The sequence below is a fragment of the Martinezella sp. CNPSo 3795 genome, from assembly GCF_057784475.1.
Window position 1 is genome coordinate 74094 of record NZ_JBXSOQ010000005.1, and the last position, 15989, is coordinate 90082.

The 15989-nt window shown below is 61.1% G+C and carries 10 protein-coding genes; 3 read left to right on the forward strand and 7 right to left on the reverse strand.

Features of this window, described 5'->3' with window-relative positions; translation table 11 throughout:
- Positions 1–110 precede the first annotated feature (110 nt).
- Positions 111–1037 carry a LysR family transcriptional regulator gene (locus AC13QY_RS15985; RefSeq protein WP_113351227.1) on the forward strand — a complete coding sequence of 309 codons (927 nt, stop codon included), beginning with the start codon at positions 111–113 and terminating at the stop codon, positions 1035–1037.
- Between the two features lie 12 nt (positions 1038–1049).
- On the opposite strand, the gene galE is transcribed toward AC13QY_RS15985, so the two are convergent.
- From galE to AC13QY_RS16005, 4 genes are all read right to left on the reverse strand, one after another.
- Entirely contained in the window at positions 1050–2087 is a 1038-nt protein-coding gene (gene galE / locus AC13QY_RS15990; protein ID WP_113351228.1) for a UDP-glucose 4-epimerase GalE, read from the reverse strand.
- Between the two features lie 431 nt (positions 2088–2518).
- Positions 2519–3685, reverse strand: a complete 1167-nt coding sequence (locus tag AC13QY_RS15995) for a pyridoxal phosphate-dependent aminotransferase (RefSeq protein ID WP_113351229.1) — start codon at positions 3683–3685, stop codon at positions 2519–2521.
- A 144-nt stretch (positions 3686–3829) separates the two neighbouring features.
- Positions 3830–4255: a large conductance mechanosensitive channel protein MscL gene (mscL, locus tag AC13QY_RS16000; protein ID WP_069611273.1), complete on the reverse strand. Its 426-nt coding sequence runs from the start codon at positions 4253–4255 to the stop codon at positions 3830–3832.
- 250 nt (positions 4256–4505) lie between these two features.
- A complete protein-coding gene (locus tag AC13QY_RS16005) occupies positions 4506–5072 on the reverse strand; it encodes a TetR/AcrR family transcriptional regulator (RefSeq protein WP_113351230.1) in 567 nt (188 codons plus the stop codon).
- Positions 5073–5210: 138 nt separating this feature from the next.
- Between AC13QY_RS16005 and AC13QY_RS16010 the strand changes: the two genes are divergently transcribed.
- Entirely contained in the window at positions 5211–6422 is a 1212-nt protein-coding gene (locus tag AC13QY_RS16010; RefSeq protein WP_113351231.1) for an MFS transporter, read from the forward strand.
- 107 nt (positions 6423–6529) lie between these two features.
- Here AC13QY_RS16010 and AC13QY_RS16015 read toward each other — a convergent pair whose 3' ends face one another.
- The 3 genes from AC13QY_RS16015 to AC13QY_RS16025 are packed head-to-tail and all read right to left on the reverse strand — an operon-like array spanning position 6530 to position 11794.
- Positions 6530–8740: a 3-hydroxyacyl-CoA dehydrogenase NAD-binding domain-containing protein gene (locus AC13QY_RS16015; RefSeq protein ID WP_488493652.1), complete on the reverse strand. Its 2211-nt coding sequence runs from the start codon at positions 8738–8740 to the stop codon at positions 6530–6532.
- Between the two features lie 13 nt (positions 8741–8753).
- Complete coding sequence (locus AC13QY_RS16020) at positions 8754–9962, reverse strand: acetyl-CoA C-acetyltransferase (protein ID WP_113351233.1); 1209 nt, start codon at positions 9960–9962, stop codon at positions 8754–8756.
- 35 nt (positions 9963–9997) lie between these two features.
- Positions 9998–11794 carry an acyl-CoA dehydrogenase C-terminal domain-containing protein gene (locus AC13QY_RS16025; protein WP_113351234.1) on the reverse strand — a complete coding sequence of 599 codons (1797 nt, stop codon included), beginning with the start codon at positions 11792–11794 and terminating at the stop codon, positions 9998–10000.
- 482 nt (positions 11795–12276) lie between these two features.
- On the opposite strand from AC13QY_RS16025, the gene AC13QY_RS16030 reads away from it, so the two are divergent.
- Complete coding sequence (locus AC13QY_RS16030) at positions 12277–15954, forward strand: peptidoglycan-binding protein (RefSeq protein ID WP_152095556.1); 3678 nt, start codon at positions 12277–12279, stop codon at positions 15952–15954.
- Positions 15955–15989: the final 35 nt, after the last annotated feature.

Below are 15989 nucleotides of genomic sequence, written 5' to 3' on the forward strand. Positions count from 1 at the left end.
CAAAGCGACTTTTCCCGATAGGCAAGATCACGGAATTCGCGCGTTGACGCAAGTCGCGATTGCAACTAATTCCAAACAAGGTCTGTTCATTTTTGAACAGAGGGGGAGGCATGAAGCGCACGCCGCATTTTACCTGGGACGATCTGCAGTTCTTCCTCGCCGTTGCGCGAACGGGGCAACTTTCGACTGCGGCGCGACAGCTGCGTACCAGCCATGCCACGGTCTCGCGCCGTATCGACCGGCTGGAATTCGCCTTGAAGGTCAAGCTCTTCGAGCGCAATCCGCGCGGCTACATGCTGACCGGAATGGGGCAGCGCTTCGTCGATACGGCCGAAAGAATGGAGCAGGAAACCGAGCGTCTGCGGACCGATCTTTCGACGGGATCGGCAGCCCAAGGCGGCGTGGTGCGCATCAGCGCGCCGGAGGGGTTTTCCAATTTCTTCTTCACCGGCGTTCTGCCGGAATTCACTGCGAAACATCCGAACATTTCGCTGGAGCTGATCACCATCCAGCAGATCATGTCGCTCTCGCGCAAGGAAGCCGACATCGTCGTGGTGCTCGACCCGCCGAAGGCGGGACCCTACTTCACCGAAAAACTGACAGACTATCATCTGCAGGTCTACGGATCGCGCGATTACCTTGCCCGCCATCCGCCAATCGAAAGCCGCGACGATCTGCCTGACTTCACCTTCATCGGCTATATCGAGGACATGATCTTCGCGCCGGGCCTGGACTATCTCGATGACGTCCATCCGCGCATCAGGCCGCAATTCCAGAGCTCGAGCATCTTTGCGCAGCTGACGGCGACGAAGAATGGCCAGGGGCTGTGCGTGCTGCCGTTCTTCATCGCCGGCAAACATCCGGATCTGCAGGTCGTGCTACCACATGAGGTGGATCTCAGGCGCCACTACTGGATCACCTGCCACCGCGACCTGCGCCAATCGCCACGCGTGCGCACCGTCATCGATTTTTTGGCGGAAGCCGTACGCAGGAACGCACCGGCGTTTCTGGGCCCCTGGAGAAAAACCGAGAACTGAGATCGCTTCAGGCTATAGCGTGCTCGGGGCAGCATAGATCTTGCCGAGCCCGGCGGCATCGAAGCTCGCCCGCTCGACGAGGCGAAGCTCCCAATCCAGCGACGAACGCACGATCGTTTCCAAGCTGTCGTGTTTTGGAACCCAGCCCAGCTCGCGACGAGCAAGCGTCGCGTCTGCAACAATGCTCGCCATATCGCCAGGCCGGCGCGGAGCGATATGGATACGGAAGGAACGGCCATGGATGCGCATGACCATGTTGAGCACGTCAAGCACGGAATAACCGTGGCCATAGCCGCAATTGGCAACCAGCGAGCGGCCGCCATCGCGCAGATGGCGCAAGGCCACGAGATGCGCCTCAACAAGATCGCTCACGTGGATGTAGTCGCGCACGCCGGTGCCGTCATGTGTCGCGTAATCCGTGCCGTAGATATCCACCTGACGGCGGCGGCCGAGGGCCGCCTCGCAGGCGACCTTGATGAGATGGGTGGCACCATCAGTGGACTGACCAGCCCTTCCCCCAGGATCAGCGCCGGCGACATTGAAATAACGCAGCGCCACATAGCGGAAATCATAGGCCGCGGCGGCATCGCGCAGCATCAGCTCGGACATGAGCTTGGATTGACCATAGGGGGATTCAGGCCGCAACGGCACATCTTCGCTAACCGGTCGATCCGCGGGCTGCTGACCATAGACGGCAGCGGTGGACGAAAAGACGAAATAGCGGATGCCGGCCCTGACGGCGGCGCTCATCAGGGCGCGGGTCTTGCCGGTGTTGTTTTCGTAATAGGCAAGAGGGTCCTCGATCGACATCGGCACGACGGCAGAGCCAGCGAAATGGATGATGGCTTCTATATCGTTCTCGGCGAAAATCGTTTTGAGCAGCGCCTCGTCAGCGACATCGCCGAGATAGAAGCGGGCCGCGGGCGGCACTGCCCAGCGAAAGCCCGTGGAAAGGCAATCGAGAACAACAACGTCCTCGCCCGCGTCAAGCAATCTCCAGACCATGTGGCTGCCGATATAGCCGGCTCCGCCCGTCACCAAGACAGTCATTCTTCGCGTCCCCGCCAAGTCTTATCGGCGATATATGAGGCCGCTTCCCCTGCGAAATTGATTAAAAGCCGGAGGTGGGGCGGGAAAGATTGCGAGAATGGTTAGAGGGGGCTTTCGCAGTTTGATTGGATTTTATGGATTGGGTATGCGACGGCAGGCCTCGCATATATCGGAGAGTGCATACCCCCCTCTGTCACTTCGTGACATCTCCCCCACAAGGGGGGAGATTGGTAACCTGTAGCATCAACCTACCTTAAACCAACTTCGTATCCGCAGAGAGTGAAGCGGATTGTATTGTTAAGGGCGGCTGTAAACTCCCAACGATCTCCCCCCTTGTGGGGGAGATGTCGCGATAGCGACAGAGGGGGGTATCAAAGGTGAGGCAAGCGAGAGGATGCCTTTCGATCGTGGAGCCGGTCGAAGCGAAGCCCTCACAAACTCAAAATATATCTACTCAACCTTTCCGCGGCATCCGCCACCTGCACCGGATCGCGCAGGAAGCAGGCGCGCATGAACAGCTCTCCGCCCAAACCGAAGGCCGTTCCGGGTGCTAGGCCGACGCCGGTCTTATCGACGATGTCAATGGCGGCCTTGCGGCTGTCGGTGACGCCGTCGATCCTGAGGAAGGAATAGAGCGCGCCATCCGGCTTCAGCGTCTGCACGCGATTGGTGGCGATCAGCGCGTCGCAGAGGATGTCGCGCGAGCGAGTGGCCTTTTCGATATTGGAGCGAACGAAATCATCGCCCTCGTTCAGCGCTGCAACCGCGCCTCTCTGCATGAACTGCGCGACGCCGGAAGTCGAATATTGCACGAGGTTTTCGATCACCTGCCCGAGCTCGGCCGGTGCGACGATCCAGCCGACACGCCAGCCGGTCATTGACCAGTTCTTCGAGAAAGAATTGACGAAGAGAATCTTGTCGTCGGCTTCCTTGACATCCAGGAAGCTCGGCGCGCGGCCGCCCGCATAATAGTAGAGCGCATAGATTTCGTCGGCCATGATCCAGAGATCATGCTTGCGCGCCAAAGCGAGGATATCGCGAAGATCCTGATGGGTCGCCGTCCAGCCTGTGGGGTTGGACGGGGTATTGATGAAGAGGCCCTTGGTCTTCGGCGTAATCGCCCCTTCCAGCCGGTTGAGATCGAGCGACCATTTGCCGTGTTCAAACTGTAAGGGTACGGCGACGGAACGGGCGCCTGCGATCTCGAGCGCCGCAGCAATGTTCGGCCAGGCGGGCGACAGATAGACCATCTCGTCGCCGGGAGCGGTGATCGCCTGCACGGACAGCTGGATCGCCTGCATGCCGGAGCCGACGACATAGAAATTCTCCATCGGCAGCGAGGTGCCGAAATGCCGGCCATAATAATCGGCGAGCGCCTGACGCAGCTCGGGAATACCGCGCTGCCAGGTGTAAAAGGTTTCGCCGGCGTTGAGCGAGGCCATGGCGGCGCGGTTGATGAAATCCGGCGTCGGCAGATCGCCCTCACCGACCCAGAGTGGCAGCAGGCCCTCACGGCCGCGGGCATAGTTGACAACTTCCACGATCCCGCTTTCGGGCGCTGCGAGCGCGCGTGGGCTGAGGCTATCTAGTATCGACATGCAAAGTCTCCGGTTTCTGCCTTCATAAAGCAGAGCGGCGGACAAATCCCATGACTTTGCCTTAGTGACCGATCGATTTTGGTGATGAATAAAGCCCCGATCCTTGACGGAACCGGAGCTTTGAAAGAGGTTGAAGCAGGCCTATCAGCGCTTGGCGAGAAGATCGCGGATTTCGGTGAGCAACTGAACGTCGGCCGGCGGCGGAGCTGCCTCGGCAACCTTCTCTTCCTTGCGCTCGAGCTGGGCACGCAGCGTGTTCACGCCCTTGACCATCAGGAAGATGATCCAGGCGAGGATGAGGAAGTTGATGAGGACGGTGATGAAGTTGCCGTAGGCGAAGACCGCCCCCTGGGCACGGGCGGCTGCCAGCGTCGGCGCGTTGACCGCCGAAGAAAGGCCGATGAAATAGTTCGAAAAATCGAAGCCGCCGAAAATCGCGCCGACGATCGGCATGATGATATCGTCAACCAGCGATTTCACGATGCCGCCGAAAGCGCCGCCGATGATCACGCCGACTGCGAGATCCATGACATTGCCGCGGGCGATAAATGCCTTGAATTCATTTAGCATTGAGCAGTCCCCTTCGCGTTGCCGTTGAATTCACTGATGATAATTAGCACCATCTTTTTCCTTATTTTTCAACAGCAAATTGACCAGGAGTCTTGTCCAGGCATGCATATCCCATGATAATTTCACCACATTAGCAACTTTAGGGCGCATATATTCGGCAGCTTGTTCGTCAGTTGCGAGCAACCAAGCCGAGGCCACTGGCTGTACATCAGGGATCTAGGGTCAGTCGTTCGGCATAGTCGGCCGCGCGTCAAGCGCTGACGGCACTCTCCCGCATCACTTCCGCGACGAGCTTGCGAACGTAGTCAGGACCGGGCGCCTGATCGAAGAGAATGCGATAGATGATCGGCGAGATGACGTGATCCATCAGTTCCACCAAAGTCGGAAAGGGCTCGCCAGCCGCCTCCGCCCGCGCAATAAATACGCTTAGTTGGCAGCGTGTATAGGTGCAGCATTTTTCCGCATTTGCGCTATCGGGTACCGCGAGAACATCGCGCAGCAGTTGCCGTCCGACTCCCGAGGCCATTTCATCGGCATATTGCTCGACCCAGGCCTCCAGGTCCTCCCGGGCGCTGCCAATCCTAGCGGGCTCGCCTTCAGGCTGCAGGCGTGAGGCGGCAACATCCGCCAGAAGCTTTTGAAGGTCGCCCCAGCGGCGGTAGATCGTCGACGGCGTGACATTGGCGCGCTGCGCGATCAGCGGGATCGTCACCTCGGCGCGATCCATCGTCGCCAGCATGTCGCGGACGGATTGATGCACGGCCGCTTGCACTCTGGCGCTGCGCCCGCCGGGGCGGGGATTTTCTCTGTAGCCCATAAGCCCTTGCCAATTTTTCCCGTTTTGCGGATCGTGAATGATCCGTGGACATTCACTAACGCAAATTATTTGTTTTTATACATCAGGCGCCCTATATGCGTCTAACGCAATCTTTTAGCTTTAGGTAGGATATAGTCGATGACCGAACTCGATTCCACCGGCAGCGCTCCGATTTCACCAGCCAGACGCCTGGCGCCTTTCTATTATGCCGCAACCAGCGCGCTGTTTTTGGCTGCCTCGTCCGTACCGACGCCTCTCTATCGCCTTTATCAGCAGGCCTTTGCCTTTTCGCCGGTGCTGCTTACGGTGATCTTCGCCGTCTATGCCTTCTCCCTTCTCGCCGCGCTCCTCATCGTCGGCTCGATCTCCGACCATCTCGGCCGTCGGCCTGTGATCTTTGCTTCGATCCTCCTCAATATGGTGGCGATAGTATTGTTTTTAATGGCCAGTGGTTCGGATTGGCTAATTGCCGCCCGCATCGTGCAGGGCTTCGCGACGGGCACTGCCGTCAGTTCCGTCGGTGCCGCGCTTGTCGATCTCGATCCGATCAGAGGATCGATCACCAACAGCCTTGCCCCGCTTGTGGGCATGGCGATCGGCGCGATCGGTACGAGCCTGCTGATCCAGTTCGCGCCGGCCCCGACCGTACTCGTCTATATCGTCACGCTTGCCCTGCTGGCGCTGCAAGCCGCGCTGCTATGGCTGATGCCGGAGACTACGAGCCGAAGGACCGGCGTGCTCGCATCGCTGAAGCCGGAAGTCGCCGTTCCCCAGCAGGCGCGGCGGACGCTGCTAGCGCTGACGCCGATCAATATCGCCGTCTGGGCGCTCGCCGGCTTCTATCTGTCGCTGGTGCCCTCGCTGGTCAGCGCCACGACCGGCAGCACGGCGCCGCTGGTCGGCGGTTCTGTAGTCGGGGCATTGACGATCAGCGGTGCGGCCGCGGTGTTCCTGTTGCGTAAGCGATCCGCCGCCGCGATCATGAAGTTCGGCATACCAACCATGTGCCTCGGCATACTGACCATCATCGCCGGCATGCATGCGGCTGAAGTGTCGATCCTCGCCCTGGGAACTGTGATTGCCGGCTCGGGCTTCGGGGCGGTTTTCCTCGGCACGGTCAGAAGCATCATGCCACTGGCAAAGCCCGACGAACGCGCCGGGCTGCTCTCCGCCTTCTACATCCAGAGCTACCTCGCCTTCAGCGTCCCCGCCATCTTCGCCGGCTTCCTGTCGAAAGCGCTCGGCTTTGCCGAGGCTGCCGATATCTATGCGGTAGCGATCCTTCTGCTCGTGGGTTGGGGCGTCGTTGCGCTGAGGGCGGGGCAAGAGAAGCCATTGAGCAACGCGTAAGCAAAATCTTACGTACTCGCCATTGATCTAGGCTGAACCAATCAACAAAAAAGGGCCGCTCCTGACAGGGGCGGCCCATGATTTGTCGCGAGCAATAGCTCTCCGGTTCAGGCCGCCTTCTTGGCGCCATAGGGATCGAAGCGGCCGTAGAAGGTCTCGCCCTTTGCGGCCATATCCTTCAGAAGCGCTGTGGGCTGGAAATGCGGGCCGTAGGGGGCCGCCAGCTTTTCGCAGAGCTCCACGAAAGCCTTCACACCCATGCCATCGATATAGGACAGCGCACCGCCGGTATAGGGAGCGAAGCCGAAGCCGAGGATGGAGCCGACATCGGCTTCGCGCGGATCGGTGACGATGCCTTCTTCGATGGTGCGGGCAGCTTCCAGCGCGATCGTGACAAGGAAGCGCTGTTTCAGCACGTTGACATCAATCTCATCGGCCTTCTTCTGCGGATAGAGATCCGTGAGGCCCGGCCAGAGCGACTTCTTCGCCGGCTTCGGCGGGTAATCGTAGAAGCCCTTGGAGTTCTTCCGGCCTAAACGACCCTCGCCTTCGACGAGACCGCTGATCAGCTGCATATGACGCGGGTCGACCGCCTTTTCGCCGAGATCGGCAACCGTCGCCTTCAGGATCTTGTAGGACAGATCGATAGCGACTTCATCGTTCAGCGCCAGAGGCCCGACAGGCATGCCAGCCATCTTGGCGGCATTCTCGATCATGGCTGCGGGCACGCCTTCGATCAGCATGTCATAGGCTTCGTGGATATAGCGGAAGACGCAGCGATTGACGAAGAAGCCACGGGTATCATTGACGACGATCGGCGTCTTCTTGATGGCGGCGACATAGTCGAGCGCAACCGCCAGCGCATGGTCGCCGGTTTCCTTGCCGAGGATGACTTCGGTCAGCATCATCTTCTCGACCGGCGAGAAGAAGTGGACGCCGATGAAATCGACCGGGCGCTTGGAATTCTTCGCAAGGCCCGTGATCGGCAGCGTCGAGGTGTTGGAGGCAAAGACGGCGCCGGCCGGCAGCACGGCTTCGACGGCCTCGATAATGGCCTTCTTGACGTCGCGATCCTCGAACACGGCTTCGATGACGAGATCGGCATCTTTGAGATCGGCATAATCGGCCGACGGCGTGATGCGCGAGAGCAGAGCTGCGCCTTCGTCCTGCGTCAGCCTTCCCTTACCGATCGAGTCCTTGACCAGCCCCTCGCCGACGCCCTTGCCCTTGGTTGCGGCTTCGATATCGCGGTCGATAAGCGTGACCGGGATGCCGGCGACAGCCGTGACATAGGCGATGGACGCGCCCATGAAGCCGGCGCCGACGACGCCGACCTTCTTCAGCTCCGTCTTCGGCTGGCCGGCCGGGCGGCGGGCGCCCTTGCCGAGTTCCTGCATGGAGATGAACAGCGAGCGGATCATCGAATAGGCTTCGGTGGTCTGCAGCACATGGGTGAAATAGCGCTGCTCGATCTTCAGGCCGGTATCGAAGGGAACCTGCAGGCCTTCATAGACGCATTTGAGGATGGCGAGCGCTGCCGGATAATTGCCGGATGTCTCGCGACGCAGGATGGCCGGGGCTGCTGGCCAGAGCTGGGCTGCGGCCGGCGTCCAGATGCCGCCGCCCGGTGCCTTGAAGCCCTTTTCGTCCCAGGGGGCGATGGGCTTCAGGCCATCCTTGATCATCTGCTTGGCGGCCGGGATCAGCTGATCCGGCTCGACCACCTGATGCACCAGGTTCATAGCCTTGGCGCGAGCCGCCGTCAGCGACTGGCCCGTCGTCATCATCTGCAGGGCGGATTGCGCATCCGTCAGGCGCGACACGCGCTGCGTGCCGCCGGCGCCGGGGAAGATACCGACCTTGACCTCGGGCAGCGCAATCTTGACGCTCTTGGCGTTTGACGCGACGCGGCCGTGGCAGGCCAGCGACAGCTCGAAAGCGCCGCCCATGCAGGTACCGTTGATGGCCGAAACCCATGGCTTGCCGCAGGTTTCGAGCTTGCGGAACAGGCCGGTCATGCGGCCGACGAGATCGAAGAGCTTCTGCGTGGCAGCGGCCGGATCCTTCGCCTTTTCCTCCTGATAGAAGGAAAACATCGACTTGATCATCGAGAGATCGGCACCGCCGGAGAAGGAGGATTTGCCTGAGGTGAAGACCACGCCCTTGACGGCCGCATCGGCAACCGTGGCATCGATGATGGCGTTCAGCTCCTCGAGGATCTCGGCGGTGAAGACATTCATGGACTTGCCGGGCATGTCCCAGGTAACAAGGGCTATGCCGTCTGCGTCGGTTTCGACGGTGAAATTCGTGTAAGCCATTGGTTTCCCCTCCTCAGACGCGTTCGATGATCGTGGCCGTGCCCATACCGGCGCCGATGCAGAGCGTAACCAGCGCCGTGTTGAGGTCGCGGCGTTCCAGCTCATCCAGCACGGTGCCGAGGATCATCGCGCCGGTGGCGCCGAGCGGATGGCCCATGGCGATGGCGCCGCCATTGACGTTGATCTTGTCATGCTCGATATCGAAGGCTTGCATGTAGCGCAGCACGACGGCGGCAAAGGCTTCATTCAGTTCGAAAAGATCGATGTCGGCAAGCGTCAAGCCGCTGCGCTTCAGGAGTTTTTCGGTGACGTCGACCGGGCCTGTCAGCATGAGCGCCGGGTCGGAGCCGATATTGGCGAAGGCCTTGATACGGCCACGCGGCTTCAGCCCCATGCTTTCACCGCCCGCCTTGGAGCCGAGCAAAACGGCGGCAGCACCATCGACGATCCCGGAGGAGTTGCCGGCGTGATGGACGTAGTTGATGCGCTCGACTTCCGGATGCGCCTGGATGCCGACGGCTTCGAAGCCTCCCATCTCGCCGGGCATCTGGAAGGACGGATTGAGCGAGGCGAGCGCCTGCATATCGGTGCCGGGACGCATGTGCTCATCGCGGTCGAGAATGGTCAGGCCGTTGATGTCCTTCACCGGAATGACCGAATTCTTGAAGTAGCCCTTCTCCCAGGCATTGGCGGCGCGCTTCTGACTTTCGACGGCATAGGCATCGACGTCATCGCGGGAGAAGCCGTATTTCGTGGCGATAAGATCGGCCGAGACGCCCTGCGGCATGAAATAGGCCGGGAAATTGACGGAGGGGTCCATGAACCAGGCACCACCCGACATGCCCAAGCCGACGCGCGACATGCTTTCGACGCCGCCGGCGATGACGATGTCATCAGCCCCTTGAGCGATCTTGGCCGCGCCGAAATTCACGGCATCAAGGCCGGAGGCGCAGAAGCGGGAAATTTGCATGCCAGGCGCCTTGGTGGAATAGCCGGCTTCGAAGGCAGCGCCCCTCGGGATAACGGCGCCTGCTTCCATGACAGGATCGACGCAGCCCATGATGATGTCGTCAACCGTTTCGGTATCGAGGCCGTTGCGGTCGCGGATCGCCTCCAGCGTCTTGGCGGCAAGGCGCACGGAGGGCACTTCATGCAGCGCCCCATCCTTCTTGCCCCGCCCGCGCGGCGTGCGCACGTGGTCGTAAATGAAAACCTCGGTCATGTCTCATCTCCCTGCAGCGGCTGGCGCCGCCTTGATCAAAAGGCTTCCGCCGCCAGTTCCATCATCGTGTCGGCACCGGTTTCGATGCGCGCCTTGCGCAGCGCCGTTTCCGGCATGATGCGCTCCATGTAGAACCGCGCCGTGACAAGCTTGTTCTTCAGATAATCCTCGCGCGCGCTGTCGCCAGCCGCAAGGCCTGCCTGCGCCGCCTTGGCCATCTTCGCCCACATATAGCCGAGAACGACGAGGCCGAAGAGGTGCATGTAATCGGTCGAGCCGGCACCGGCATTGTCGGGCTTGGCCATGGCATTCTGCATGAACCACATGGTTGCGGCCTGCACATCGTTCAAGCCTTTCTTCAGATGCTTGGTGAAGAAAGCCATCTGCTCGTCGCTGCGGTTTTCCTCGCAGAAATCGCCGATTTCCTTGAAGAGAGCCATGACGGCGCGGCCGCCGTTCAGCGCCAGCTTGCGGCCCACGAGATCGAGCGCCTGAATGCCGTTGGCGCCTTCATAGATCATGGTGATGCGGGCATCGCGGACATACTGGCTCATGCCGTGCTCTTCGATATAGCCGTGACCACCGAAGACCTGCTGTGCCATGACGGCATGCTCGAAGCCCTTGTCGGTCAGGACGCCCTTCAGGATCGGCGTCGCCAGACCCAGCATATCGTCAGCTGCCTGGCGGTCCTTCTCATCCGGGGAGCGATGGGCGATATCTGATTTCAGCGCCGTCCAGAGCAGGAAGGCGCGGCCGGCCTCGTTGAAGGCGCGGATCGTCATCAGCGAGCGACGGATATCCGGATGCACGATGATCGGGTCCGCCTTCTTGTCGGGCGCCTTCGGGCCGGAGAGCGAGCGGCCCTGAATGCGCTCGCGGGCATAATTGGCCGCGTTCTGATAGGCGATCTCGGCGATGGAGAGACCCTGCAGGCCAACGCCGAGGCGAGCCTCGTTCATCATCACGAACATGGCGTTGAGGCCCTTGTTCTCCGCACCGATCAGGAAGCCTGTGGCCTCATCATAGTTCATGACGCAAGTGGCGTTGCCGTGGATGCCCATCTTGTGTTCGATCGCACCACAGGAGACAGGGTTGCGATCGCCGAGCGAACCGTCATCCTTGACGAGGAACTTCGGCACGATGAAGAGTGAGATGCCCTTGGTGCCCTCAGGCGCACCTTCGATGCGGGCAAGGACGAGATGAACGATATTGTCCGTCATGTCGTGCTCACCGGCCGAAATGAAGATCTTCTGACCTGATATCTTATAGCTGCCATCAGGCTGTGGCACCGCCTTGGTGCGCAAGAGTCCGAGATCGGTGCCGCAATGCGGCTCGGTGAGGTTCATGGTGCCGGACCAGCTGCCCTCGACCATCTTCGGCAAATAGGTCTGCTTCTGTGCGTCGGTGCCATGCACGAGGATGGCGGCAATAGCGCCCTGCGTCAGGCCCGGATACATCATCAGAGACATGTTGGCGGCGGAGGTATATTCGCCGACGGCGCAGTGCAGCACATAGGGAAGCCCCTGCCCGCCGAATTCTTCCGGCACGGCAAGACCCAGCCAGCCACCTTCGCGATAGGCGCGATAGGCTTCTTTGAAGCCCTTCGGCGTCGAGACGGTGCCGTCGTCATGGCGCACGCAGCCTTCCTGATCGCCGGAATAATTGAGCGGGAAAAGCACCTCTTCCGACATCTTGGCCGCTTCACCGACAATCGCCTCGATCATGTCAGGCGTGGCATCGGCATAACCCGGAAGATTGTTGTAGCGCTCCAGCCCAAGCACATCGTTCAGGACGAAGAGCGTATCGTTCACCGGGGCCTTGTAGACTGGCATTTCTCGAATTCCTCCAATTCGCCGCCGGACCTTGAGATTCCGGCCACTTTCATACTCTTACAAAATATTGACGTTTGCGTAAACGTCAAATTCGTGTCTCGCGGTGAAATTTTAATGAAGCCGATGGGGGGAGAGCATTCTGGATATCGCCGATACCTCCCCTCCGCCCAAGCAAACTGGTGCTGCCTCAGCGCAAGAATATCAGGCGGCGGTACAGCAGAACCAAAATAAAAGGTTAAGACATCAGGCAAACTTAACGAGTTGTTTACCACGTTTCGTAAATTGTACGAGTTGAGCAGCAGTGCTTCGCGTTTCTTCAACTTATGCTTGGAAATCGCGCTGTCTATGCCGCTCTGTTTGAGGAAAGCCAATAGATTTATCCCTTTCCGAACGGCGGGATGCAGACAGCAAGGCGATGCAGCAACGTCTTCTTTCGTCAGCATGACAGCCTGGTGGTCCACAGTTCGAGGCGAGCAAGAGATATGAGCGGATCGCGATCAAATCATACCGGAACCGGTGACTGGACGTCGCTGGATGCTCTGAGCCGCACAATCGAGGGGCTGGAGGCACGCATCGAAGGGCTGATGGGAACCGCCGCCGCGCGCGATACGCGCCAGCGCGCCGCTGCCGGCTATGCGCCTGCTCCCGAACGAGCCGCACCCGAGCGGATGCCGCCCCGCCCCGACCGCGAACAATATGCCAGTCGCACTTACGAGCGCCCGCTCCGCAACGAACGTCACGAGAGCGACCTTCGCTCCGATCCGCTTGCCGAAATCCGTCAGCGCCAGCGCACGCTGGAAGCAAACCGCGAACGTCTGCAGCCACGGCGCGAGGAAATCGCGCATGCAGAACTGCAGCCGGCACGACGTCCGATCGACAGCTATCCCCAGCGCCAGCCGATGCGGGCCGCTGCCGCCGACGCGCCGGTCGATATCGCCCAGGCGCTCGTCAACCTTCGCCAGGATCTGAAGCGCGACATCGCCGATAGCGTGAGCCGCGAAGTCACCGCCTTGCGTGCCGAAATCCGCGATATCCGCGAAAACGCCGAGGACAAGCATTTCGCCGCCGATGTCCGCCAGGACATGGCCAGGCTTGCCGACAGCATCAACCAGCTCGCCGGTCAGCCGGAGACTGCCGGACTGAAAGCAGAATTCGATGAGCTGCGTTCGCTGATGGACGGCCTCGCCCGCGAAGAGTCGCTTCACCATGTCGAGCGTCAGGTGAAGGCGATCGACACGTCGGGCCTGCAGGACGAGCTCGTCTCGCTTGCCTATCGTCTCGATGACATCAAGCAGCATCTCGGCGGCGTGAACGACAGCCCGGCCGTGCATGCGCTGGAAACCAAGCTGCTGACGATCGCGACCGCGATGGAAAGCCTCGGTTCGATGATGCAGCCGCAGGACCAGGCCATGCAGCGGCTGGAAGGCCGCCTCAGCGGCCTTGCCGACCAGATCGACATGATGAGCCGCGATGCGGGCCGGCGTCAGCCTGCCGACGACCTTTCCGGCCGTCTCGAAGCGCTTGCCATGCGCATCGACGAACTCGGCAGCGCCAAGGCCGTCGCCCGCCTCGAGGAGCGGCTGGACCAGCTTTCGTATCTGATGGAACGTTCGCAGAAGGCCACGCCGCAGCCGGAGCTCGTCACCTATCTCGCCGACATCTCCCATAAGATCGATGCGCTGGAACATGGGTCTGTCGGCAACGCGCTGGCCGACCGGCTGGATTATCTCGCTCGCCGCATCGACGAGATCGATTTCCATCCGGCAGCGCCGGCCGCAAGCCTCGACGACAGCATGGCACGCCGGCTCGAAGGCCGCCTCTCCGACATCGCAGCCCGGCTGGAAGCGAGCACTGCCGCTCCGCCGACGGATACGCAGGCGCTGCGCAGTCTCGAAGAGCAGATCGCCCATCTCTCGACATTGCTGACGGCCGAGCCTCGCGCCGGCGGCGATCATCTGCCTCCAGATTTCGATCGCCGCATGAGCGCGATTGAGGACTATATGGCGACCAACGACGAATATATCATCGAAGCGGCCCGCCATGCGGCGGAAACCGTCGTCGAAGCCTATTCGCGCGAAGGCGCAATGGGTCATGGTGCACAGGCGGCCGATATGGCGGCATTGACGGCACTTGCCGAAGACCTTCGTCATCTTGAGGACCTCAGCCGCGCCAGCGACGAGCGCACGCACCGCACCTTCGAGGCTCTGCACGATACCCTGCTGCAGATCGCCGACCGTCTCGATCATATGGAACAGCGCAAGCCGGCGCCCGTCATGCCGGCCGCGACATTCGAAAGCGACGTCTTTGCCGAAGAGGATGCTCCGGCGCTGAGGCCGCCAATGGCCACGCAGCAGAAGGCGGGTCCGATCATCCGCACGATGGCGCCTGCCGAAGCCTCGGTTTCCGCCGAAGTCGCGGTCGCACAGGCGATCGACGCCAACACGAAGGCTGAAATCAAGGCGGCAGCCAAGAAGAGCGGCAAGACCAGCCTGTTTGCCAGCCTCGGCAAGCGCTTCTTCATGCCGGAAAAGGCCGAACCGATCTTTCTGCCGGACCGCCCGGTCATCGAGCAGGCGCCGTCGATCGATCCCGCCGACGTGATGCCCGGCGAAGAGGCCAACGAACTGCTGGAGCCGGGCTCCGGCGCGCCTGACATCAAGAAGATCCTCGAGCGCGTGCGCGCCAGCCAGAACACGTCGCGCAGCGGAAACGCCCGCCAGCCGAGCGAGAACGAACGGGCCGATTATATCGCGGCCGCCCGCCGCGCCGCGCAGGCCGCAGCCATGGAAGTCGACCAGACGCAGCGTTCTGCTCCTGCTTCCAAGAAAGACGCCAAGAGCGGTGCGTTCTCGCGCTTCCGCCGGCCGATTCTGCTTGCATTGGGCGCCGTCATGCTCGCCATCATGGCCTATCCGCTGGCGAACACACTGACACGCGGCCAGAAGGCGCCGACACCGGCCCAGGTATCGACAATGGTCGCGCCTGCCGATAGTACCGCGATCAATACCGTCGCTGCCAACACGAACCCGGCCGCCAGCAATCAGCAGCCTGCTGCAAACCAGGCCGCCGCACCCTCGATTTCCACGACGGAGACGGCGGAAGTCCAGCCTGCACCCACGGCCACCGATCCCGCCGCACCCGCGAATGATCACCTGACGGCAGCTACGCCGCTCGACGGCAACCAGACGGCAAGCGAAGAGTTGGCTCCTGCCGGCAGCGCACCTGCACAGCAGGCCACCGCCTTCGTTCAGACTGAGAACACATCCGCTGTCTCTCCCGCCACCACGCCGGCAGCGCCGGAAATCGCGGTACCCGACGGCATCCAGCCGCCATCGCTCGTCGCTGCCGCTAAATCGGCCGATCCGGTGGCGCTCTTCGAAATCGGCGCACGCTATACGGATGGCCGCGGCGTTGCTGCCGATATGAAGCAGGCTGCAACCTGGTATCAGCTTTCGGCCGACAAGGGTTATGCCCCGGCCCAATATCGCCTCGCCAGCATGTATGAGAAGGGCAACGGCGTCGATCGCGACCTCGTCAAGGCCAAGCAGTATTACGAACAGGCCGCCAATCAGGGCAATGCCAGCGCCATGCACAATCTCGCGGTTCTCTACGCCTCGGGCACAGTAGGACCGCAGGATTATGATAGCGCGGCGAACTGGTTCGTCCGCGCCGCCAACCTCGGCGTCTCCGACAGCCAGTTCAACCTCGCAATCCTCTATGCGCGCGGCAACGGCGTGAAACAGGACCTGCAGGAATCCTACAAATGGTTCGCGATCGCCGCCAAGAGCGGTGACAAGGACGCCGCGCAGAAGCGTGACGAAGTGGCCAACGCCATGAAACCGGCCGATCTCGAAAGTGCGCGTGCCAAGGTCGATCTCTGGAAAGTGCAGTCGGCCGATCCGAAGGCCAACGGCACCGACATCCCCGACGAATGGACCACCGGCAAGGGCGTGAACACGGCCTCGATCGACATGAAGAAGGCGATCCGCAACATTCAGGCCATCCTCAACAAGAATGGCTTCGACGCCGGTGCACCGGATGGCGCCATGGGGGACAAGACGGTAGCCGCCCTGAAGAGCTTCCAAAAGTCCGTCGGCCTGCCGGCGGATGGCCGGGTCACCGATCAAGTGGTCAAGGAGCTGCTCGCCCGCAACAAGTAGCTTCGGGCTTTCGTGCGAAAACGATCAACCAAAAT